Origin of the sequence: Chryseobacterium sp. C2(2020) (assembly GCF_014218915.1) — a bacterium.
Taxonomy (GTDB): Bacteria; Bacteroidota; Bacteroidia; order Flavobacteriales; family Weeksellaceae; genus Chryseobacterium; species Chryseobacterium mucoviscidosis.
Map to the genome: position 1 here is coordinate 1 of NZ_JACLCT010000027.1, position 21,420 is coordinate 21,420.

The following is a 21,420-nucleotide window of genomic DNA, read 5'->3' on the forward strand; positions in this document are numbered from 1 at the left end:
TCCCGAACTGGATAAATGCATAGATGGCAAGGAAAACTAAATATAATTCAATATTTTAGCGTCGAGTTCACGTTAAAATATTAAATAACTGCCAGTTATTTTTTAAGCCACGTCTGGTTTTCTTTATTCTCAGACCGTTTTCTGCCATTATCAATATTATAAGCAAAGCCGACTCCTAAAGTCTGTTTTAGCTGTGTTTTAGCAATCTGATTATGATCGTACAGTAAGTCCAGCGTTACATTCGTGGAAATAAATTTATTAATTTTCATATTCAAAATTCCGCTGTATGCTAAAACAAGTCTTTCAGGATGATCCAGATAATTAGAGAAAACAGAACCTGTATTCATTAAAGTAATGTTCTCCATGATCTTTAGTTTATACATTGCTGTTCCCAAAAAACCGAATTGAAACAGAGAAGAATCTCCGTCATTCTTTAATCCATAAATTCCCTTATATTGAAGTTCTTTATCTAAAACAAAGTTCCATCTTGCATTGGCAGGACGTATTGTTGCCGTAAAATTATCATTGGGTCTGTAAGTAACCCCGGCTCCCATATTGAGATAACCCGGAGCCATGAAATTTGAAATTTTAGCCGCAGCAGGATTATTTCCGTCTGCATAACCCGGTGCAAACTGTGTCTGTAAACTGGCTCCTGCGGAAATATACCAGTTCTTCGCAAATTCTCTTCCGTAGTTGGTGGAAAGATTAATTACATCCTGAGTTTTTCTCGTTCCTACTCCTTTCGTATTATTTTGTCCGTATCCGAGAATAATAATATTTTCCCAAAGGTCTTTTCCTTTTTCGTACGTAAGGTTATAGTTTACTCCGGCAAGCCAACCCACATTATTGGCTCCTCCTCCAACCCAGTTGGAAAAAGCTGCCTGATTGAGCATTAAGGTATTCTGTCCCTGAATGCTCCATACTTTTGCTGTATCCGAAACAGCAGCTTCGCTTTTTTCCTGAGCGCAGAGATGAATCCCTAATAAAACCATAAGTGGAAGTAATTTTCTTTTCATAAGTTTATATTTTGGTTTAAAATTAAAAATAAAACTTACTGATTTGTTAAAAATTTTGAACTTAAAAGAATTTATGTGAAATTATTTTACACTTAGTCAATATAAAGTCGGGAATTAAAAAGGGTAAGAGGTAAATGAGAAGATATGATCAGTCATTGTATTTAATTCAAAGATAGCGTTCCTACGGAACGCCGAGTATCTCGCGAATATGATTTCTAGACAAATAAAGCTCCATAGAGTCTTTACATAGGCTTGAAACAATTTAAAAAAAGATTATAAAGAAATAAAAAATCACAGTTTTAAGCCAATCATTTTTATCTATTAACATCATGAAAAAAATATGTTATTTTTTTTCTGAAAATATTAGGTTGGAAAATCATTTTTTGATTATATTTGTGAATCGAAATAATTTTTTTTCATCATTTGTGTTTTTTTAGGCTCCTTTCTAAGGAGTCTTTTTTGTTTTTATCAGGTAACCCGCTTTCTATTGCTTGAAGCCACCCATTCATCTTTTTTACATTTGCTGCAGTTTCCTGCCATTCCTTTATGTTTTTCTTCCGTATGTCCGCAGAACGTGCAGGAATAAAATCCTTCATGAACAATCGTTTTCAAAGGATGATCCAGAGAATCCGGCATAATCGGAAGTCCGTACTTTACTCTTTCATCTTCGAAATAAAACACACTGATCTCTCCGGAAATTTCTTCAATCGCACTTTCAATCTGCCCCAGTTGGGAAATTCCTTTTAGTCTTAATTCAGCAAAAAATTCATCACTGCCGAGATTTTCTTTTTTAAAATTTTCAATGGAAAATTCTCCGTTTTCGATCAGGCAGATGGATTTTCCTTCAATAAGCTGTTCGATTTTTTTATTTTTTGCGATAAAATAGGTTACAATGGTGTACAGAAGAATAATAACCGCAAATACAATAAAGGATGAAATAATTCCCACATCTTTATTAAACATCGGGTCTCCCGCCGCAGAACCAAGTCCGATAATCACGACAAGTTCGAAAATCGAAAGCTGCTTCACTCCCCTTTTTCCCAAAACTCTCAGACCAATAATAATGGTAATAAACATGATAGCGGTTCGAAGAATAATTTCCAGAATAAATGACCATTCTTCGTGTCCCATCATCAGTTCTTTCCAGTCTAATTGTAACAGAAATACGGATAGCATATAAAATTTATTTTTGCAAGGTTCAAAAAATACGCCAAGCAAAAGGAAAATGCGGCATGAACGTTTGTACTGAAAATAAAAACCGTCTCTGTTGAAACGGTTTTTCTCTTATTCTTTAATCCATTCTTCCCGAAGCAAAGCATAGATCAAATCATCTGTCCAGTTGTTTTTCCAAAATAAACTTTTCACAAAATGACCTTCTTTTCTAAAACCAATGCGTTCCATCAGTTTAAGTGAATCAATGTTTTCCGGATCTACAGAAGCCATGATTCTGTGTTTTTTCAGATCGCTGAAAAGAAAATTAATTACTCCTTTTAACGCTTCAGAAGCATATCCTCTTCCCTGAAAGTCTTTATTTAAAGTAATTCCTAACTCTGTCTGCAAATTTTCTGCACCAAAAAAATAAATTCCGATATCGCCGATCACAGTTTTTGTATCTTTTTCCGTAATTAAAACCTGATACCAGCTTTCCGGCTGATTGAATTCTTTATTATTTCTTTCAATAAACTGTTCAACATCTTCCAATGTTTCCGGAATCCAGCTCTGAAATTTATTGGCTTCCGCATCGGAACGATAATTAAAAACTGTCTGTTTATCGTCCAAAGTTATATCCCGAATCAGTAATCTTTCTGTTTCTAAATACATTTTTTATAATTTGATCCGGCTAAATTAAGATTTAATCTCAAATCTTTAAGCAAGAGACTTAAGCATCTAATTCAGCTTCTTCACCGTCATTCAGCACAAAACATCTTTCTTCCAAACCATTCTCCAGAATTTTTTCTTTAATGAATTTTCTGTCTTCTTTAGAATGACTTACAATTTCAAGATGTGTTACCCAGACTTTTGAATTCGGCGCAGATTCACAGACTTTCAAAATATCATTACTGTTCATTACAATCGGATCTCCCACTACAAAAGTTGCGGCTCCTCCCGCAACAACAATGTGCTCCGGCTGATGTTTTTTAATTGCCTGTTCCACTTCTTCACACCAGATACTGTCACCCGCAATATAAACAGACTGTTCAGCATTTTTAAAGACAAACCCATGAACTACGCCCATTTGTTCTTCAATTTCTCCTGTTCCGTGATGTCCGTTCGTTAAAGAAATTTCAATATTTTTAAACTGTACTGTATCGTTAAAAGCAATCACATTTTTAAATCCAGCCTCAGAAATCTGTTCAGAAATGATTTCAGGACAAATGATGGGTACATTTTTATCTAAAAGTTCAATCGCTTTCGGGTCCCAATGATCAGGATGAAGGTGTGTAACGGCTACCGCATCAATTGTTTTTAATTTTTCCTGCAGTTCTTCTTCAGTGAAAGGTAAATCAATTAAGGGATTCAATAATTCATTGTCTACCATCGGAAATATTCCTAAAGAGCCTTTTGCACCCAACATGGGATCAATTAAAATGTTCAATCCATCAATATTTAAAAGCAGCGTTGCATTTCGCCATAATTGTAATTTCATTTTCTTTAATTTTGTATCTGCAAAGCTATTGTTTACCTGAAATTAAATAATGGCTGGTTACCAAAAGGTGCACTATATACAATTTTGTAACGTATGTTATTTGAAGAATTTAAAAATTGCGGACTGAGAAAAACACTGGACATGATTTCCGGAAAGTGGAAACCGCTTATTTTGTCCAATCTTTTTGAGCAAGAGGAAGTCCGTTTTGTCGAATTATGGCGAAAAATGCCGAAAGTTTCTAAAAAAGTTCTGGCAGAACAGCTCAAACAAATGGAGGAAGATCATATCATTCAACGGGTTGAAGTCTACAATTTTCCTCCGGAAGTATATTATAAATTAACGGAAAGAGCCAAAAAGCTCGGTCCGATCCTTGATGAACTTCACCAATGGGGCAACGAACATCAAAAGATTTAAAATCATTTAATTGATTTATCACTTTTACTAATAAATGCTTTGACAGATTCAGTCTGACAATATTAAAATATTGCGGTTAGTATTCGAGATGTCACCCTGAGCTTGTCGAAGGGATACTATTAGAAAACCACTTACTGATCGTTATTCTACAATATTAATTAATAGGATAAGTCAATCATTTAATTACTGAAGCCATCCAAAACTTCAAGAATATTCCGATACACAAAATCCATTTCTTCAGGCGTAATGCAGTAAGGCGGAACGAGATACATCACATTTCCCAAAGGACGCATGATGATTCCTCTTTTTAAAAATTCATGATACAAAACCTTCCCGATTTCGTTAAAATAGGATGTTTTTTCATCATTTTTAATTTCCCAGGCGATAATTGTTCCGGTCTGTCTCACATTTTCAACTTTCGGATGATTTTTTAAAACCTTAGAAAAATTGAAATGTTTCTGACTGATTAGATTGATTTTTTCCAGCGTTTCTTCTTTCAAAAGCAATTCCATACTTGCCAAAGCCGCTGTACACGCTAAAGGATTTGCCGTGAAAGAATGACCGTGAAATAACGTCTTATATTTATCTTCCGACAAAAACGCTTCGAAAATCTGTTGTGAAGAAGTTGTAATTCCCATCGGCATTGTTCCGCCTGTTAATCCCTTTGAAAAACACATAATGTCTGGTTTTTCTGAAAGATAATTTGCGGCAAACAGCTTTCCGGTTCTTCCGAAACCTGTAAAAACTTCGTCCTGAATCATTAAAATTCCGTTTTCTCTGCAAAACTTCATCAGTTCTGATAAATCTTCGGCTTTGTGCATCAACATTCCCGCAGCTCCCTGAATCAAAGGCTCGTAAATGAAACAAGCAATTTCTTCAGCATGATTTTTTATGATGGATTTTAAATCTTCAATATTTTCAGAAATCGGCGGATCAATAAAGATTACTTCAAAAAGCATTTCCCCGAAAGGTTTGGTCCAGACACTTCTTCCGCTCACCGACATCGCTCCGAAAGTATCGCCATGATAAGCTTCTTTAAAAGCCAGAATTTTCGTCTTTTCTTTTCCCTGATTATGCCAGAACTGAATACACATCTTCAGCGCCACTTCCACCGCAGTAGAACCGTTATCCGAATAAAAAACCTTCTCCTGATTTTCAGGCAGCAGTTTCAGTAAATTCTCAGAAAGCTGAATAGCAGGTTCGTGTGTAAATCCCGCAAAAATAACCTGCTCCAGCGTATTTAATTGTTCAGAAACTCTTTGTGCAATATACGGATTCGCATGACCATGAAGTGTAACCCACCACGAAGCCACTGCATCGATGTATTTTTTTCCGTCTTCATCGTAAAGATAAATTCCGCTTCCTTTTACGATCGGGATTGCATCTTCCGCTGTTTTCATCTGCGTGTAAGGATGCCAGTTGACGGCTCTGTCGCGCTCTTGTAAATTCATAAATAATTGGTCGTAATGTTTAATTTTATCAATGGTGAATTGTCAATCGTCAAGTTCAAACGCAAAGACTTTATTTCCATGTTAATATTTTAAGCTAAGCAAAGTGAAGCAGATTTCATATGCCATTAAGCAAGCGTTTCATTGTCTCTGATGGAAATTTCTTTGCTTTACTTTTTACCCAAGAAAAACATTATTCTTTGCGTTTAATCATTCTTTATATTAATAGATAAGTACTTAAAATTCAATCGTGAATTGTAAACGCAAAGACTATATTTCTAAATTGATATTTTAAGCTAAGCAAAGTAGAGCAGATTTCATCTGCCATTAAGCAAACGCTTCATCATCCGTCTCTGACAGAAATTTCTTTGCTTTACTTATGGATAAAAACAAAACATTTTCTTTGCGTTTAATCATTCTTTACTTTAATAGATAAGTACTGAAAATTCAATGGTGAATTGTCAATCGTCAAGTTCAAACGCAAAGACTTTATTTCCATGTTAATATTTTAAGCTAAGCAAAGTAAAGCAGATTTCATCTGCCATTAAGTGAACGCTTCATCATCCGTCTCTGACGGAAATTTCTTTGCTTCACTTATTATTAAAACAAGACATTTTTCTCTGCGTTTAATCATTCTTTATATTAATAGATAAGTACAGAAAACTATGAATAAAATTCAATGCTGAATTGTTATTTTCACACTCCAAAAAATTGACTATTGACTATTGACCATTCAATTTTCCCCATTCACTTTTAAGCACATCGTTTTCTCCTTCATCATCGGCTTTAATCCCAAAGTCTGCAGCATCTGCATATCCTCAGAAACGCCTGGATTTGGCGTTACCAGAAGCGTTTCTCTTTCCCCTGTAAAGATCGAGTTGGCTCCTGCCATGAAACACCATCCCTGCTCAAATTCAGTCATTTCAATTCTTCCTGCGCTTAAACGAACCATTGATGAAGGCATTACAATTCTTGCTGTGGCGATCATTCTTACCATTTCCCAGGTATTCGTTTTTTCGTTATCCTGAAGCGGCGTTCCTTCTACTCTTGCCAATGCATTGATCGGGACAGATTCCGGATGTTTCGGCATTGTTGCCAATGTTAAAAGCATTGAAATCCGGTCTTTTGGCGTTTCTCCCAATCCGATAATTCCTCCCGAACAAACCGTAATTCCGGCTTTTCTTACATTATTAATCGTATTGATTCTGTTGTCGAACGTTCTTGTGGAAATAATTTCATCGTAATATTCCTCGGAAGTATCCAGATTGTGATTGTATGCATACAAACCTGCTTCCTGAAGCCGTTTTGCCTGATCTTCCGTTAACATTCCCAACGTACAGCACACTTCCAATCCAAGTTCATTTACGCCTTTTACCATATCAATAACACGGTCGAAATCACGGTTGTCACGCACTTCTCTCCATGCTGCAGCCATACAGAAACGCGATGAGCCGCCTTCTTTTGCTTTTTTCGCGTGTTCAATTACCGTTTCTGTCGGCAGTAAAGCCTGAACTTTAATATTCGTATGATAACGCGCTGCCTGTCCGCAATACGAACAGTCTTCCGGACAACCTCCTGTTTTAATTGAAAGCAATGTAGACATCTGAACTTCTTCAGGATTGTGCCACTCACGATGAACCGTTGCAGCTTTATAAATGAGTTCCAGAAGCGGAAGATTGTAAATTTCTTCTATTTCTTCCTTCGTCCAGTCGTTTCTTAGTTGATTTTTATTCATGATTCTATTTTTTCTAATTGTTGTACAATATTTTCTATACTTTCTTCTGTTATATTTTCAAGGTCAGGAATTCTTATAATTTCAGTTTCCGGTGGAATATTTTCACAAATAACCCTTTCCGTATCCGGTGGAAAATTTCCGTTAAGAATTAAATAGTCCAGTTTAATTTTCTTTTGGTTTAAAACTAAAACAGACAACAATGTATGATTGATACAGCCTAAATAATTCTTCACAACCAAAGCAGCGGGAACGTTCAGCTTTTCAATTAAATCAATAATAAATTCTTTATCATTCAGCGGAACCATCAATCCTCCCGCTCCTTCTATGATTAAATGATTCTGCGTTTTCGGAATTTGGAATTCATTTAAATCAATCAGAATTCCTTCTTCCCTTGCTGATTGATGTGGTGATGCAGCCAATTTAAAACGATATCTTTCCGGATGACAAACCGTATGCTTTCCCACCCAGTCTTTAATTTTCATCGTATCAGAGTAATCCAGATCTCCGGACTGAACCGGTTTCCAATACTCTGCCTCAAAATATTTGGTTAAAACCGCCGAACAAACCGTTTTCCCTACTTCTGTCCCGATTCCAGTGACGAAATGGAGTTTTTGCCCTGAGTTTTGTGTTTCCATTTTTACTTTTTTTATATCCATATTTATATCCATCAGTTTGTCATTCCGTAGGAATCTAAACAGCGTTTTTAGAGTGTTTTTTTTAATTTTAATTGCTTAGATTCCTACGGAATGACAAACTGATGTTGATTTTTATATTAACTAAAATCTCTGATAATCCCCGTTAACTTCAAAATTTCTTCTTCTGTATTAAAACTGTGCAGGCAAATCCTCAATCTTTCTGTTCCTTCTTTTACACTCGGACTAAAGACAGCGTAAGTCAAAAATCCATTATCAAATAAAGTATCCTTTAAAGCTTTCAATTTCTGATTATCAGGAATAATAATCGCCTGAATCGGGCTGCTTTCAGAAGACGGAGTAATCAAATTCTGCTCACGAAAAATTTTAATATTTTCCTGAAGTTGAATGGATAATCTACCGTTTGCTTTTAAAAATTCATATCCGCTAAAAATACTCATCCATAGAAAATCGTGCGCTGAAGTCGTATAGATAAAAGGGGATGCAAAATTGATGAGATAAGATTTAATTAAATCATTCATTAAAATCGCCGCACCATGCGTTCCCAAAGCTTTTCCATAGGTTACAACCGTTGCTGAAACTTTTTCCTGCAGATTAAACTCATTCACCAAACCGTTTCCAAAAACACCGAAAGCATGGGCTTCATCTACAATTAACTGAGCATTGTATTTTGCTGTGATTTCTGCAATCTCTTTCAAAGGAGCAATATCTCCATCCATCGAATACAGGCTTTCAACAGCAACATAGCAAAGTCCGGTTTGCTTTTTCAGAATCCTTTCTAAATCATCAACATCATTATGCCTGAATTTCAGTTTTTTAGCATTCGACATTCTACATGCATCATGAACAGAACGATGAATTTTTTCATCCACAATTATGGTATCATGACGGGTTGGAAGCGTTGAAAACAAAGCCAGATTAGCATTATATCCCGAAGAAAAAAGCAAAGCCGATTCGTATTGATGTTCTTTGGCTATACATTCTTCTGTTTCAGCAACAGTTAAACTATTTCCGCTGATCAGTCTGGAACCTGTACTTCCTTTCAGTAATTCCGGCTTTTCGTTGATTTTTTTTAATAAAATCTGCTGAAAATCTTTATTTCCTGCCAATCCCAAATAATCGTTGGAATAAAAATCCACTCCTTCCTTTTGAGATTTTAAAACCCGTAAGGTTCCGCTTTCTTTTCTTTTTTCTAAGGCCTCCTGAAAATGACGAAAATTATTCAGCATAATTTACCTGTAAAATCTCTTTTGAAATGGAATCAATCCATTGATTATGAAGATCTTTTTCAATTTCTAAAACAATTTCTGCATGAATTTTCCAGTCTTCCGAAAATTCGTCCAACTGATTAATCATTTCCTCCAAATGTCCTTCTTCTTCCAAAATAATTGATTTTACCATAATTTTTGAGGTATATTTTGTCAGAATTTCCTGATAAACAGGATATAATTCATCGGCACGAACCTCAATAGCATATGTTACAAACAGATACGCCGCATATTTTAATTCTTCTTTGCTGAGATTGAAATTTTGCTGAAGATACTTACACGCTTTAATGTCAAGAGAATGAAGATATTGTCTCGTTGCCGTTGCGGCTAAAAGTTCATTGCTATTGTACGTTTTGCACATTTCAGGATCAATTTTCATGATCTGCTTTTTAAGATAATAAGCGTGGCGATGTTCTTCCGCAGCGTGTTTTAACTGTATTAAACTCACGTTAGTCGGATGTTCGCAAGCTGAAATTTTTCTGGCTCCTGCATTTTCCATAAAGGAAAGCGTATTCAGCCATTTTGCGTGCATCTCATTTTGCTGAACAATTTTTTCTAAAAGACTGTACAATTCCATTCTTTTTTGTTTTGGTTCAAAAGTAGTATATTGCCGGATGGTTACATGGTGCCAGTTTTGAGATTATGGATAGTCCGGTTAAAATTCCTTATCAGAGCTTCATTAAAATCAATAGAAATTCCGCAGTTTCTATTTATATGCAGATTTCCAATCAGCTGATTAATGCCATTCAGCGTGGTTTTTTGCCATTCGGAACCAAACTTCCGGGAACAAGAATGCTTAGCGAAATGCTGAATGTTCACAGAAATACCATTGTTTCTGTCTACGAAGAGCTGTTTTCTCAGGGATGGGTGGAAAGTCTTCCCAACAAAGGAACTTTTATCATCGGAAAAGACCAGTATCAATTTTTAGAATCGAAAAATTCAAAAAAAATTCAGCTCGAAAATTATCCGAAATCAACAGGATTTACCTTCAAAACATCCAATATTTTGGATAATCCTTTTGAATATTCCAATTGTGAATACATTTTTAATGACGGAATTCCCGACATCCGCTTAACTCAGATCGATCAGCATTCCAGAATTTACAGCTCTATTTTAAAAAGAAAAGCGCATAAAATCGGACAGTACAATCAGGATGGAAGTGAATTTTTTAAAGAAAATCTTTCAAAATATTTAAATTTATCCAGAGGATTGCCCATTTCTAAAAATAACCTTCTCATTACAAGAAGCACAGAAATGAGCATTTATATTGCTTCGGAAATTCTTTTATCTAAAGGGGATATTGTTTTAGTTGCAGAACTGAGCTATTTCTCGGTGAACATGATTTTTCAAAAATCAGGAGTGAAAATAAAATCAGTCTCCATTGACAATGACGGAATTAACACGGAAGAAGTCAGAAAAATTTGTCAACAGCAAAAAGTGAGAATGCTGTATCTTACGCCGCATCATCATTATCCTACAACCGTTACATTAAGCGCACAGCGCAGATTAGAGCTGCTGAATCTTGCGAATGAATTTGGTTTTATCATTTTAGAAGACGATTACGATTACGATTTTCATTACGACAAAAGTCCGCTTCTTCCGCTTGCAAGCGCAGATACGAACGGAATGGTGATTTACATCGGTTCTTTCGGAAAATCTCTGGCTCCCGGTTTTCGGACAGGATTTATTGTCGCTCCCGAAAATCTGATGTCTGAAATGAGGAAACATCTGGGAATTATCGACAGACAGGGTGATATTTTAATGGAGCACGTTTTGGGTGAAATGATTGCCGAAGGAGAAATCAACCGTTATCTGAAAAAATCATTAAAAATTTATCAGGAAAGAAGAGATTATTTTATTCATCTGATTCAGGAAAACTTAGGAAATTATATACAATTCGAAAAACCGTCGGGCGGGCTTGCAGTTTGGGCAGAATGGCAAATTCCCATCAATTTAATGCAGCTTTCTAAAAATTGTGCGCAAAACAATTTATTTATTCCTAAAACCTTACTTTATCAGAATAAAAATCTAACCGCCATACGTTTAGGATTTGGAAACCTTAATACCATAGAAATGGAAAAATCAGTTAAAATAGTAACGGATCATGTGAAAAAGATGCTACATTAAAGACTTTTAAATATATTGGTTAGATTTTTGAATGTAAAAAATAACAAAATCGCACCATTGAAACTTATCACATTCACAAATAAAGGCATTTATTGTCCGCAGGGAAAATTTTATATTGATCCTTGGCGACCGGTTGATTTGGCAGTCATTACGCACGGACACGCCGATCACGCACGTTGGGGAATGAAAAAATACTTGTGTCATCATTTTACCAAACCTATTCTGCACAAGAGAATCAGCGAAGATCTTGAAGTTCAGAGCGTGGAATATGGCGAAATTATCAATATTAACGGAGTAAAAGTTTCACTTCACCCTGCCGGTCATATCATCGGCTCCGCGCAGATCCGGCTGGAATACAAAGGCTATATAAGCGTGGTTTCAGGAGATTATAAAGTTCAGGATGATGGATTAAGTACGCCTTTCGAACTGGTAAGATGCAATGAATTTGTCACTGAAAGTACTTTCGGACTGCCGATTTACAACTGGCTGGAAGTTCCGGATCTGAATAAAAAACTCCAGAACTGGGTGCTCAGAAATCAGGAAAATCAAAAAACCTCTGTTTTCATAGGTTATTCTTTGGGAAAAGCACAACGCGTAATGAAGGCGGTTGAAGGAATGGGAAAAATCCACGTCCACTACTCGATCGGAAAACTGAATAAAGCCTTTGAAGAAGTCGGAATCGTACTCCCAGATTACGAAATTCCCGATTTCAGGGAAAGTATCAAGCACGTTGCAGGAGATATCGTGATTGTTCCGCCTGCTTTGCTAGATTCCAATGTCATCAAAAAAATTCCGGATGTCGCAACGGCAATTTGTTCCGGATGGATGCAGGTTCGCGGTGCAAGACGATGGCGGAGTGCCGATGCAGGTTTCCCGATGAGCGACCACGCCGACTGGAAAGGTTTGTTACAGGCTATAAAAGCCACCGAAGCTGAAATCGTACACGTTACACACGGACAGACCGAAGTTTTTTCTAAATATTTGAATGAAATCGGTATTAAATCTGATGTGGTGGAAACGCTTTACGGCGATGATGATGAGGAAGAAGAAGAGAAAGAAATTATTGAAAACAAGGTATAAAAAACTTTAAATTCAGACGTTAACAAGTGAGAAAAGCTCCATAGGAGCTTACTGTTAATAGAAAAAATTAAGCATAATATAAAGCGGAGCTCCGTAGGAGCAACCTGTTAATAAAAATTCAACCAACGAATTACTCAGCCGACCTGAATGAAGTTTTTTTAGTTTTTGGATAGGAAAAAAAATCATAGGAACATTGCAGGAAAGCTCCGTAGGAACTTACTATTAATAGAAAAATTAAGGCGTAATAAAACGGAGCTCCGTAGGAGCGACCTGTTAATAGCCCATCATAATTAATGCCGAATTGCATGCAGCCCGGCTTGAACGGAGCTCTTTTTGTGGAACAAAAAAGCGGGAGTGGAAGACGGATTAAGCTGCCAAAAAAATTGTTAACATACGTTTAAAAAACGCCAATTAAAATTTATGAAACATTTCGCAGAACTGATCAATGCTCTCGAAAGCACCAATAAAACCAATGCAAAAATCGATGCCATCATCGATTACCTGGAACGTGCACCTGATGAAGATAAAGTCTGGTTCATCGCTTTGTTTACAGGCAAAAGACCCAAGCGGAATGTAAACACCAACTATATGAAAGAATGGGCTTTGGAAATTACAGAATTACCGTTCTGGCTGTTTCAGGAAAGCTACTCTTCAGTGGGAGATTTAGGAGAAACCATTTCCCTGATTCTTCCGCCTCCAACAGAAAAAATTGAACGTTCTTTGTCGGACTGGATGAATGACATCATCAACTTAAAAACAAAAACGGATGCTGAGAAAAAAGAATTTGTCCTGAATTCTTGGAATGGCTTGGATTATACGGAACGGCTGATTTTCAATAAATTATTGGGTGGAAGTTTCAGAATCGGGGTTTCAGATAAAACATTGATTAATGCTCTGACGAAATTTTCCGGACAGGAATCCAGCGCATTGATGCACAGTTTGATGGGAAAATGGCAGCCAACAGAAGCTTCATTTCAGGAATTGATTTCGGCTGAAAATGTAAATCCGGATAATTCAAAACCCTATCCTTTTTGTCTGGCTTATCCATTGGAGAAAGATTTGGAAGAACTCGGGAAACCCGATGAATGGCTGATTGAATACAAATGGGACGGAATCCGCGGACAAATTATTAAGCGAAATGATGAAGTTTTTATCTGGTCGAGAGGAGAAGAATTGGTAACGGAACAGTTTCCCGAAATCGCAGAAACTGCTCAGCAGATGAACGGAAATTTCGTAATTGACGGGGAAATTCTCGCTGTAAAAGACAACAAAGTTTTAAATTTTAACGAATTACAAAAACGTCTCAATCGAAAGACATTAACTAAAAAAATGCTTTCCGAAATACCGATTGAAGTCTTTGCGTATGATCTTTTGGAACTGGAAGGAAACGATTTGCGTGAAAAACCCATCTCCGCAAGACGTGCAATGCTGGAAGAATTATTATTGAATGAAAATCTTGAAAATATCAAAATTTCCGAATCAATAGAATTTGAAAACTGGGAAGAATTAAACCAGATCAGGGAAAATTCCAGAGACATCAACAGCGAAGGTTTGATGCTGAAACAGAAAAACTCACCTTATCATTCCGGACGAAAAAAAGGCGATTGGTGGAAATGGAAAATCAGTCCTTTAACGATTGATGCCGTTCTGATTTACGCCCAAAAAGGAAGCGGAAGACGAAGCGCATATTACACCGATTATACTTTTGCCGTGAAAAACGAAGATAAATTGGTCACCATCGCCAAAGCCTATTCCGGATTAACGGATAAAGAAATTATGGAAGTCAGTAAATTTGTCAATAAGAATGCTATTGAAAAATTCGGTCCCGTTCGAACAGTAAAAGCTGAATTGGTTTTTGAGATTGCTTTTGAAGGAATCGGTTTCAGCAACCGTCACAAAAGCGGTGTTGCGCTCCGTTTTCCAAGAATTTTACGATGGAGAAAGGATAAAACGGTAGATGAAATTGATGATCTGGAAGAAATTAAGAAACTAATACAATAATAAATTAATCGCAAGGATAAACAAAGTTTTTATACTTTGCTTACCAAATGTTAAACTAAGCCGCTTCGGTTATCAAGGAAACACAATTTGTATTTCCTTGATAAATGAAATGCCATTGTCTATATTTAAAAAGATGATTTTTATAATCCTTTGTTTGACTTTGCGATAAATAAAAACAATAATTTGAACAACTTCGAAAATACCAACGGCTTCAAAGTCATTCAGCAGTGGATGGCGGACAAAGGCAATTCCCCTTTTAAATTTCAGGTTGATACGTGGCAGAAATTCGAGAACGGCTACAGCGGAATGGTCATTGCTCCGACTGGTTTCGGAAAAACATTTTCTGTTTTCTTAGCATTGTTAACCCACTTTTTAAACCATCCTGAACAATATGGAAAAGGTTTAAAAATGATCTGGATCACGCCGCTCCGTTCTTTATCAAAAGACATTGCCAAAGCGATGCAGGAAGCCATTGATGAAATCGGACTGGATTGGGCAGTTGGCGTAAGAAACGGCGACACCGATCCGAAAGTACGGCAGCAGCAGGTAAAAAATATGCCTGAAATTCTTGTAGTAACACCTGAAAGTTTACATCTTCTTCTCGGACAAAAAAATCACGAACGTTTTTTTAAAGAACTGAAGACGATCGTTGTCGATGAATGGCACGAATTGCTGGGTTCAAAACGTGGCGTAATGGTAGAATTGGGCATTTCCCAGCTCACAAAATATGCTCCTAAAATGAAAATCTGGGGAATTACGGCAACCATCGGAAATCTGGATGAAGCGATGGATGTTTTAATTCCGTATGACATTAAAAAAACAAAAATTACCGCTAAAGAACAGAAGAAAATTGATATTCTTCCCGTTTTTCCGGATGAAGTGGAAATTCTTCCGTGGGCAGGACATTTAGGAGCAAAATTAGCAGATAAAATTGTTCCTATCATTTTAGAATCGAAATCTACCATTGTTTTTACGAATACGCGAAGCCAGAGTGAAATGTGGTATCAGTTGTTGCTTGAAGCCTATCCCGATTTTGCAGGGCAGATTGCTATTCATCACAGTTCAATTGATGCTCATTTGAGAATCTGGATCGAGGAAAATCTAAGTTGCGGAAAGTTAAAAGCCGTCGTTTCCACCTCTTCTCTGGATTTGGGAATTGATTTTAAGCCGGTTGATACCGTTATTCAGATTGGTTCTGCGAAAGGTGTTGCGAGATTTTTACAGCGGGCAGGACGAAGCGGTCACTCCCCTTTTGAAACTTCAAAAATTTACTGTGTTCCGACGCATTCCTTGGAACTGATTGAAGTTGCCGCTTTAAAAGAAGCTGTAAAGCAGAAAGTGATTGAGCCGAGAGATCCGCAGGTTTTGTGTTTTGATGTTTTGGTTCAGTTTTTAATGACTTTGGCGGTCGGTGACGGATTTTATCCGCAGGAAGTTTACAAAAGAATTAAAAAAGTATATGCTTTTAAGGAAATGACGGATGAAGAATGGAAAAGCATCCTGGATTTTCTTACCATCGGCGGAAGTGTACTGAAAAGCTATGAAGAATTCCATAAAATTGTGATTCAGGAAGACGGTCTTTATAAAGTGACGTCACGAAAAATTGCCATGCTTCACCGGATGAATATGGGCGTTATTGTAAGCGATGCCATGCTGAAAGTCAAATTCATTTCCGGCGGATATATTGGAATGGTAGAAGAATATTTTATTTCAAAACTCAAAAAAGATGAAAAATTTATTTTGGCAGGAAGAGTTCTGGAAGTCGCGATGATTAAAGATATGACAGTTTTTGTCCGCGCTGCCAAAGGAAAAGCTTTTGCGCCGAGTTATCTGGGAGGAAGATTGCCTTTAAGCTCAAATTTAGGTCAGTTTTTAAGAGAAAAGTTATCCGGAGCGCTTAATCCGAAAGCTTCAGAAAAGGAACTGAAGTTTCTGCATCCTTTGCTGATGAATCAGGAAGAACGTTCTCACATCCCGAAAGAGGACGAATTTCTGGTAGAACTCATTAAAAATCGTGAAGGATATCATCTGTTTATGTATCCGTTTGAAGGTCGGCTTGTTCACGAGGTGATGTCGGCTTTAATTGCCTACAGAATCTCAAAACTGGCTCCCATTTCCTTTTCAATGGCGATGAATGATTATGGTTTTGAACTGTTCAGCGATAAAGAAATCCCGCTGAATGATGAAAATCTCCATAAAATTCTGAGCAGGGAAAATCTGATGACAGATGTAATTTCCAGCATCAATTCAGCAGAAATGGCAAGAAGAAAATTCCGTGACATTGCGGTCATTTCCGGAATGGTGATCCAGAATTATGTAGGAAAACAGCGTTCCAACAAATCTCTGCAAAGTTCGGCAGGATTAATTTTCAAAGTTCTCGAAGATTACGACCCAAACCATTTCCTTGTAAGACAGGCATATACAGAAGTTTTTAACGCACAATTGCAGGAACAGAGATTGGTGGAAGCATTTAAACGGATTGAAAAATCAAAAATAATCCTGAAATTTGCCAATACTTTTACCCCGCTGAGTTTCCCGATAAAAGTGGACAGTCTGCGGCAGACGCTTTCCAGTGAAGGACTGGATGCGAGAATTCAGAAACTGATTCAGCAGGCGAAAAAAGGGAAATAATTTTTATCTGGGCAGCTTAATCCGCCCTCCGTTCCCGCTTTTTTGTTCCGCGATGCTGCACAAAAAGAGCTCCACTCAGGTCGGGCTGCAAATTTAGTCATCAGAACAAAATTTGGCGGAAATCAGAAAACAATTATGAAAATAGTAACAAAAAATATCCATATTCAGGACGAAGTCTTTACGTTAACCAATCAGAGAGCATTATTCTGGAAAAAAGAAAAAGCCTTGATCCTGTCAGATCTTCACATTGGAAAAACCGCTCATTTCCGCAAAAACGGAATTGCACTTTCCGATCATATTTTTGAAAATGATCTGCAGCGATTGTCCGTTTTAATCGAATATTTTCAGCCGGAAAAATTTATCGTTGTCGGCGATCTGCTTCACGCAGGAGACAATTCCGGTGTAGATAAATTCTGCGAATGGAAAGCCGAGTTTCCCAACCTTGAATTTCATCTGGTAGAAGGCAATCACGACAGAATTTCGAAAAAATTGGAAGCAAAACTATGCCTGAATTTCAAAGATGAAACCTTAAATATTGATGATTTTTTATTTGTCCACGATTTTCAGAAAAAGAATGCAAAATTTCAGATTACGGGACACATTCATCCCGGATTTGTCATTAATTCTGTGGTTAAAAAAATCAAACTGCCTTGTTTTGTTGTTACGGAAAATCAATTGTTACTTCCTGCTTTCAGTGAATTCACAGGTTTAGATACAAAAAATCTCCCTAAAAAAGGAAGATTCTATGTATTTACGGATGCTGAAATTTATGAGATTTAAGAGAAAATTTAAATAAAATCAGTCTAAAATTTTCTTCATCATCAGATCAGTCTGTTCATCATTTCCCAAACGGAAAATATGCTTGTCAAATTCTTCAAAACCATTCTTCTTGTAAAAATTGACGGCACGTTTATTCTCTTCCCAAACTCCCAGCCAAATGTATTTTTTGTCTTTTAAAAAGGCAATATCCAAAGCTTTGCTGTACAAAAGTTGCCCTACTTTTTTACCGTGATGCGAACTTTTCACATAAATCCTTTCAATTTCCACAGACGATTCGTCCTGAAGTTCGGTTTGTGCATTTCCAAAATTAATTTTCAGATAACCTACTGCATTTTCTTCATCATAAGCGATATAAAACTCAGAATGAGAGTTATTTAATTCTTTTGTCAGTTTTTCTTCCGCAAAACTTTCAGTAAGATACTTCTGAATCTGCTCTTCTGAGTTATGAGGTGCAAAAGTCTCATAAAAGGTTTCTTTTCCTATTTTCTGAATGATTTCAAGATCATTGAGAGAAGCTTTTTTAATGATAATTCCCTCCATTTTTACGAAAACAGAATTTTATTAAACGCTTCCGAAGCCAGATGAACCTGAACAGCCCAATCGTCCGCAGCATCGCTTCCTGCATCGTCGGAAATATATTTGAGGCACAGGAAAGGAATTTCTTCCTTCATCGCGATCAAAGCCAGAGGATAAGCTTCCATATCCACAATATTATAAACCGTTTCAGAATGATTCATCTCGAAACTGTCGCCGCTTCCGCAGATTCCTTCCGGAAGATCGTGTCTTTTCAATCCGTATTCCAGAACCGGCGGAATTCCTGAAAGCGGGGTTTCGTACAGGCTGAAACCAAGTCCTCTTACATCCATATCGCGCTGGATGAATTTTGTACAGCATACAACATCTCCTTTATGGAAACTTTTGCTTCCTGCAGAACCCAGATTAACGATCAGTTTTGGTCTTTTGCGGTAGATTTCTTTCGTTAATTCCATTGCTGCATTTACTTTTCCGATGCCTGTAATCAGTTTGTTTTTATCATTAAAAACTTTTCCTGCTTCAGAATCCAAAGCAAAAACAAAAAGAGTGTCTTCAACCGAAAACTGAAGTTCGTCGTTTATTTTTATCATTTAATTAAGCTTAGATTTCACAACCGTTTGTATCACAAGAAGCTCCGTTATCCGAAAGATTTTGCAGTGGAGTTACCGTTTCATCGTAAGTCTGCTGCAATGCACTGGCAAAAAGTTCTACAGGCTGCGCTCCTGAAACCGCATATTTTCCGTTCAGTACAAAAAACGGAACGCCGGAAACTCCATTATTCCTCGCTTCTGTAATGTCTCTGCTGATTTCTTGATGATATTCTTCGGAAGCTAAAACCTTCTGAGTTTCTTCCCGATCAATTCCCAAAGAAACGGCAAGATCAACCAATGTTTCCACATCTCCTACATTTTTACCATCTACAAAATGAGCGATGAAAAGGGCTTCTTCCATTTCGTTTGCCTTGTTGTATTTTTTGGATAAATGCAACAGTTTATGAGCAGAAAATGTATTGGTAATCAATGCTTTTTCAAAATTAAAATCAATTCCGGCTCCGCTTCCCATCTGTTTTACCTGCGCGATCATCTGCTGCGCCTGAGCTTCAGGGAAACCTTTCTTTTCTTTAAAATATTCGGAAGTTGTCTTTGTTTCTTTCGGGTCTAAAGTAGGATCTAACTGAAAACTCTTCCACTCTACTTCTACCTGATCTTTAAAAGGCAGATTTTCCAATGCTTTTTCAAAATTGTTTTTTCCTATATAACAGAACGGACACATTACATCCGACCAGATTTCTACTTTCATTTTCAATATATTTTTATACTGTTTTAACGCAAAGTGCGCGAAGATTTTTTTAATAGCTATTCGTTTTTAAGTTCACAGAGTCGTTTCACTTAAATAAGCAAACAGAGTTTTTTTTATTTTTAAATTCTTTTTCTCCGGTTTATTTTGTAATTAAAAACAGCAGTACAAAAATACTCAATTTACTGATGAAAAAGTATTCATATTTATTGGTTTTGCTGATGAAAGGTATTGACGGAAATATTTCATTGTTTTATAAATAATCAGGAAATTTGCTCCATGAAAATCATACCACTGAAAGAAGGAAATTTTTCTACCAATAAAACCAAAGATTTTACGCTTTTAACTGAAGAAAATAAAGACACGATTAAAGGGATCAAGATGTCGGTTACTCCTTTTTTAATCATTACAAAAAAAGATACTATTCTTCTGGACGCGGGAATCGGATGGAAAAATGAAGAGGGAAAAACGGTGATTTCAGAAATTCTAGAGGAGAAAAATGTTCATCCTGATCAGATTACCAAAGTTTTGCTTTCTCATCTTCACAAAGACCATATTGAAACCACAATTACCAGAACTGAAAACGGATTTCAACCTACTTTTCCGAATGCTGAAATTTATATCCAGAAACGAGAACTGGCTTTTGCCATGGAAAACCGCGGAAATTATTCTTTTGATTTTGATACCCTCGAAAAACTGATCGAGCTTGAAAATATTGTCTGGATGGATGAAGATAGGGGAAATATTACGGATGAAATTTCGTTTGAAGTTGTCGGAGGCCACACTCCGTTTATGCAGGTTTTCTGGATTAAAGAAGGTAATCAAACGGTTTTTTACGGAGCAGATAATCTTCCTCAACAGTCTTATTTAAAATATCATCTTGCCTACAAAAGTGATTTCGACGGAAAAAGAGCGATGAATTTAAGAATAAAATGGGAAAAAGAAGCTGTTGAAAATCATTGGAAAGTTTTACTGTACCACGATCTGGATACTGCTGTTCTGGAATTTTAAACAAAAAAAATGGTTTAAAGATCATTAAACCATTTATAAATATCCATATCGGAAGCTATGCTCAGTTTTTTCCGAAGTCTGTTTTTCCGATTCTGTATTGCCTTTGGAGTTACAAACGTGTAGGTTGCAACTTCCTTCGTTGTTAAATTAAGCTTTAAATAAATACAAAATACAAGCTCTGAATTTTTAAGGTCGGGCTGGATTGCAGATAGTTTACTGAAAAAATCCGGCTCCACCAATCTGAATTTACTCAGCAGACGAGGAGAATTTTCTTTTGCCAGTGCTAAAATTTCGTCCTGTACAAAAATCTTTTGGTTTAAATCTTCTAAATTGAATTCAGTTTTTTCGTTTTTCATAATTTTCTCATCTCTTCTAATTTCTGAGGCTTTTCCGACAAGCTTCAGCATAAATCTCTTCGTTCTCTTACCTCAGTTTTTGTGCGATGAAGCTAATTTTCTGAGGTGTTTTTAAGTCTTGAATAATCTTTACTGTTCCAATAACATATTTTTGGTTACTTTTTTTCTTTACTTATTGTATTTATGCTTAAAATAATATCGTAAAAACAACGATTAAGATTTTAACCAAAGACAAAGAAAGAAAAAATGATTAAAATTTTACATAATAAAAATACCACATACATACCACGTTATTTCTGCTGTTGCCTTATTTTTCGGGATCTTTTTCTGATATTTCAATTATCTGAGAACAAATCTAGAAGTTTTTGTCATCTTTTTTTATGATTACGATCAATACAAATGAAATATGAGGTTCATTGTCAC

General features: G+C 36.4%; 20 protein-coding genes. 7 read left to right on the forward strand and 13 right to left on the reverse strand.

Going from position 1 to position 21,420, the window contains the following annotated elements; all coding sequences use genetic code 11:
* Positions 1 to 95: 95 nt before the first annotated feature.
* The 4 genes from H6W52_RS14795 to H6W52_RS14810 all read right to left on the reverse strand — a co-directional run bounded on the left by H6W52_RS14795 (position 96) and on the right by H6W52_RS14810 (position 3,663).
* The gene (locus H6W52_RS14795) at positions 96 to 1,016 is read right to left on the reverse strand and encodes a DUF3078 domain-containing protein (RefSeq protein ID WP_116099479.1); all 921 of its coding nucleotides are present in this window, start codon (positions 1,014 to 1,016) and stop codon (positions 96 to 98) included.
* Between the two features lie 468 nt (positions 1,017 to 1,484).
* A complete protein-coding gene (locus tag H6W52_RS14800; protein ID WP_116099478.1) occupies positions 1,485 to 2,192 on the reverse strand; it encodes a DUF421 domain-containing protein in 708 nt (235 codons plus the stop codon).
* Positions 2,193 to 2,300: 108 nt separating this feature from the next.
* Complete coding sequence (locus tag H6W52_RS14805) at positions 2,301 to 2,837, reverse strand: GNAT family N-acetyltransferase (protein WP_116099477.1); 537 nt, start codon at positions 2,835 to 2,837, stop codon at positions 2,301 to 2,303.
* A gap of 58 nt (positions 2,838 to 2,895) precedes the next feature.
* Entirely contained in the window at positions 2,896 to 3,663 is a 768-nt protein-coding gene (locus H6W52_RS14810) for an MBL fold metallo-hydrolase (RefSeq protein WP_116099476.1), read from the reverse strand.
* Positions 3,664 to 3,756: 93 nt separating this feature from the next.
* Here H6W52_RS14810 and H6W52_RS14815 point away from each other — a divergent pair, with 93 nt between their 5' ends.
* Positions 3,757 to 4,077 (forward strand): winged helix-turn-helix transcriptional regulator, encoded by a 321-nt coding sequence (locus H6W52_RS14815; protein ID WP_076390211.1) that lies wholly within the window; start codon positions 3,757 to 3,759, stop codon positions 4,075 to 4,077.
* A gap of 179 nt (positions 4,078 to 4,256) precedes the next feature.
* On the opposite strand, the gene bioA is transcribed toward H6W52_RS14815, so the two are convergent.
* From bioA to H6W52_RS14840, 5 genes are all read right to left on the reverse strand, one after another.
* Positions 4,257 to 5,528, reverse strand: coding sequence for an adenosylmethionine--8-amino-7-oxononanoate transaminase (gene bioA / locus H6W52_RS14820; protein WP_116099475.1), 1,272 nt, complete (start codon positions 5,526 to 5,528; stop codon positions 4,257 to 4,259).
* Between the two features lie 730 nt (positions 5,529 to 6,258).
* Positions 6,259 to 7,260, reverse strand: coding sequence for a biotin synthase BioB (gene bioB / locus H6W52_RS14825; RefSeq protein WP_116099474.1), 1,002 nt, complete (start codon positions 7,258 to 7,260; stop codon positions 6,259 to 6,261).
* A complete protein-coding gene (bioD, locus tag H6W52_RS14830; protein ID WP_116099488.1) occupies positions 7,257 to 7,895 on the reverse strand; it encodes a dethiobiotin synthase in 639 nt (212 codons plus the stop codon). The genes bioB and bioD overlap by 4 nt, the downstream gene beginning before the upstream one ends.
* 137 nt (positions 7,896 to 8,032) lie before the next feature.
* Complete coding sequence (locus tag H6W52_RS14835; RefSeq protein ID WP_116099473.1) at positions 8,033 to 9,142, reverse strand: aminotransferase class I/II-fold pyridoxal phosphate-dependent enzyme; 1,110 nt, start codon at positions 9,140 to 9,142, stop codon at positions 8,033 to 8,035.
* Entirely contained in the window at positions 9,132 to 9,758 is a 627-nt protein-coding gene (locus H6W52_RS14840) for a hypothetical protein (RefSeq protein ID WP_185144431.1), read from the reverse strand. The genes H6W52_RS14835 and H6W52_RS14840 overlap by 11 nt, the downstream gene beginning before the upstream one ends.
* A gap of 65 nt (positions 9,759 to 9,823) precedes the next feature.
* Here H6W52_RS14840 and H6W52_RS14845 point away from each other — a divergent pair, with 65 nt between their 5' ends.
* From H6W52_RS14845 to pdeM, 5 genes are all read left to right on the forward strand, one after another.
* Positions 9,824 to 11,308 carry a PLP-dependent aminotransferase family protein gene (locus H6W52_RS14845; RefSeq protein ID WP_116099472.1) on the forward strand — a complete coding sequence of 495 codons (1,485 nt, stop codon included), beginning with the start codon at positions 9,824 to 9,826 and terminating at the stop codon, positions 11,306 to 11,308.
* A gap of 57 nt (positions 11,309 to 11,365) precedes the next feature.
* On the forward strand, positions 11,366 to 12,388 hold the full coding sequence (locus H6W52_RS14850) for a ligase-associated DNA damage response exonuclease (protein ID WP_116099486.1): 1,023 nt from the start codon (positions 11,366 to 11,368) through the stop codon (positions 12,386 to 12,388).
* Positions 12,389 to 12,808: 420 nt separating this feature from the next.
* Positions 12,809 to 14,389 carry an ATP-dependent DNA ligase gene (locus H6W52_RS14855; RefSeq protein ID WP_185216777.1) on the forward strand — a complete coding sequence of 527 codons (1,581 nt, stop codon included), beginning with the start codon at positions 12,809 to 12,811 and terminating at the stop codon, positions 14,387 to 14,389.
* Between the two features lie 183 nt (positions 14,390 to 14,572).
* Positions 14,573 to 17,020 (forward strand): ligase-associated DNA damage response DEXH box helicase, encoded by a 2,448-nt coding sequence (locus H6W52_RS14860; protein WP_116099470.1) that lies wholly within the window; start codon positions 14,573 to 14,575, stop codon positions 17,018 to 17,020.
* A gap of 135 nt (positions 17,021 to 17,155) precedes the next feature.
* Positions 17,156 to 17,800, forward strand: coding sequence for a ligase-associated DNA damage response endonuclease PdeM (gene pdeM, locus H6W52_RS14865; RefSeq protein ID WP_116099485.1), 645 nt, complete (start codon positions 17,156 to 17,158; stop codon positions 17,798 to 17,800).
* A gap of 18 nt (positions 17,801 to 17,818) precedes the next feature.
* Here pdeM and H6W52_RS14870 read toward each other — a convergent pair whose 3' ends face one another.
* Genes H6W52_RS14870 through H6W52_RS14880 form a run of 3 tightly spaced genes read right to left on the reverse strand, consistent with a single transcriptional unit; the run spans position 17,819 to position 19,633 of the window.
* Positions 17,819 to 18,340 (reverse strand): GNAT family N-acetyltransferase, encoded by a 522-nt coding sequence (locus H6W52_RS14870; protein WP_116099469.1) that lies wholly within the window; start codon positions 18,338 to 18,340, stop codon positions 17,819 to 17,821.
* Positions 18,341 to 18,342: 2 nt separating this feature from the next.
* The gene (locus H6W52_RS14875) at positions 18,343 to 18,924 is read right to left on the reverse strand and encodes a nucleosidase (RefSeq protein ID WP_116099468.1); all 582 of its coding nucleotides are present in this window, start codon (positions 18,922 to 18,924) and stop codon (positions 18,343 to 18,345) included.
* A 10-nt stretch (positions 18,925 to 18,934) separates the two neighbouring features.
* Entirely contained in the window at positions 18,935 to 19,633 is a 699-nt protein-coding gene (locus H6W52_RS14880) for a DsbA family oxidoreductase (protein ID WP_116099467.1), read from the reverse strand.
* Positions 19,634 to 19,909: 276 nt separating this feature from the next.
* On the opposite strand from H6W52_RS14880, the gene H6W52_RS14885 reads away from it, so the two are divergent.
* Positions 19,910 to 20,641: an MBL fold metallo-hydrolase gene (locus H6W52_RS14885; RefSeq protein WP_116099466.1), complete on the forward strand. Its 732-nt coding sequence runs from the start codon at positions 19,910 to 19,912 to the stop codon at positions 20,639 to 20,641.
* 14 nt (positions 20,642 to 20,655) lie between these two features.
* On the opposite strand, the gene H6W52_RS14890 is transcribed toward H6W52_RS14885, so the two are convergent.
* Positions 20,656 to 20,997 (reverse strand): helix-turn-helix transcriptional regulator, encoded by a 342-nt coding sequence (locus H6W52_RS14890; RefSeq protein ID WP_123892007.1) that lies wholly within the window; start codon positions 20,995 to 20,997, stop codon positions 20,656 to 20,658.
* Positions 20,998 to 21,420 lie beyond the last annotated feature (423 nt).

What these genes read in the sequence shown, in the direction of transcription:
- H6W52_RS14795 (WP_116099479.1), bottom strand. Translation starts at nt 1,016, where the DNA reads ATGAAAAGAAAATTACTTCCACTTATGGTTTTATTAGGGATTCATCTC.
- H6W52_RS14800 (WP_116099478.1), bottom strand. Translation starts at nt 2,192, where the DNA reads ATGCTATCCGTATTTCTGTTACAATTAGACTGGAAAGAACTGATGATG.
- H6W52_RS14805 (WP_116099477.1), bottom strand. Translation starts at nt 2,837, where the DNA reads ATGTATTTAGAAACAGAAAGATTACTGATTCGGGATATAACTTTGGAC.
- H6W52_RS14810 (WP_116099476.1), bottom strand. Translation starts at nt 3,663, where the DNA reads ATGAAATTACAATTATGGCGAAATGCAACGCTGCTTTTAAATATTGAT.
- H6W52_RS14815 (WP_076390211.1), top strand. Translation starts at nt 3,757, where the DNA reads ATGTTATTTGAAGAATTTAAAAATTGCGGACTGAGAAAAACACTGGAC.
- bioA (WP_116099475.1), bottom strand. Translation starts at nt 5,528, where the DNA reads ATGAATTTACAAGAGCGCGACAGAGCCGTCAACTGGCATCCTTACACG.
- bioB (WP_116099474.1), bottom strand. Translation starts at nt 7,260, where the DNA reads ATGAATAAAAATCAACTAAGAAACGACTGGACGAAGGAAGAAATAGAA.
- bioD (WP_116099488.1), bottom strand. Translation starts at nt 7,895, where the DNA reads ATGGAAACACAAAACTCAGGGCAAAAACTCCATTTCGTCACTGGAATC.
- H6W52_RS14835 (WP_116099473.1), bottom strand. Translation starts at nt 9,142, where the DNA reads ATGCTGAATAATTTTCGTCATTTTCAGGAGGCCTTAGAAAAAAGAAAA.
- H6W52_RS14840 (WP_185144431.1), bottom strand. Translation starts at nt 9,758, where the DNA reads ATGGAATTGTACAGTCTTTTAGAAAAAATTGTTCAGCAAAATGAGATG.
- H6W52_RS14845 (WP_116099472.1), top strand. Translation starts at nt 9,824, where the DNA reads ATGGATAGTCCGGTTAAAATTCCTTATCAGAGCTTCATTAAAATCAAT.
- H6W52_RS14855 (WP_185216777.1), top strand. Translation starts at nt 12,809, where the DNA reads ATGAAACATTTCGCAGAACTGATCAATGCTCTCGAAAGCACCAATAAA.
- pdeM (WP_116099485.1), top strand. Translation starts at nt 17,156, where the DNA reads ATGAAAATAGTAACAAAAAATATCCATATTCAGGACGAAGTCTTTACG.
- H6W52_RS14870 (WP_116099469.1), bottom strand. Translation starts at nt 18,340, where the DNA reads ATGGAGGGAATTATCATTAAAAAAGCTTCTCTCAATGATCTTGAAATC.
- H6W52_RS14875 (WP_116099468.1), bottom strand. Translation starts at nt 18,924, where the DNA reads ATGATAAAAATAAACGACGAACTTCAGTTTTCGGTTGAAGACACTCTT.
- H6W52_RS14880 (WP_116099467.1), bottom strand. Translation starts at nt 19,633, where the DNA reads ATGAAAGTAGAAATCTGGTCGGATGTAATGTGTCCGTTCTGTTATATA.
- H6W52_RS14885 (WP_116099466.1), top strand. Translation starts at nt 19,910, where the DNA reads ATGAAAATCATACCACTGAAAGAAGGAAATTTTTCTACCAATAAAACC.
- H6W52_RS14890 (WP_123892007.1), bottom strand. Translation starts at nt 20,997, where the DNA reads ATGAAAAACGAAAAAACTGAATTCAATTTAGAAGATTTAAACCAAAAG.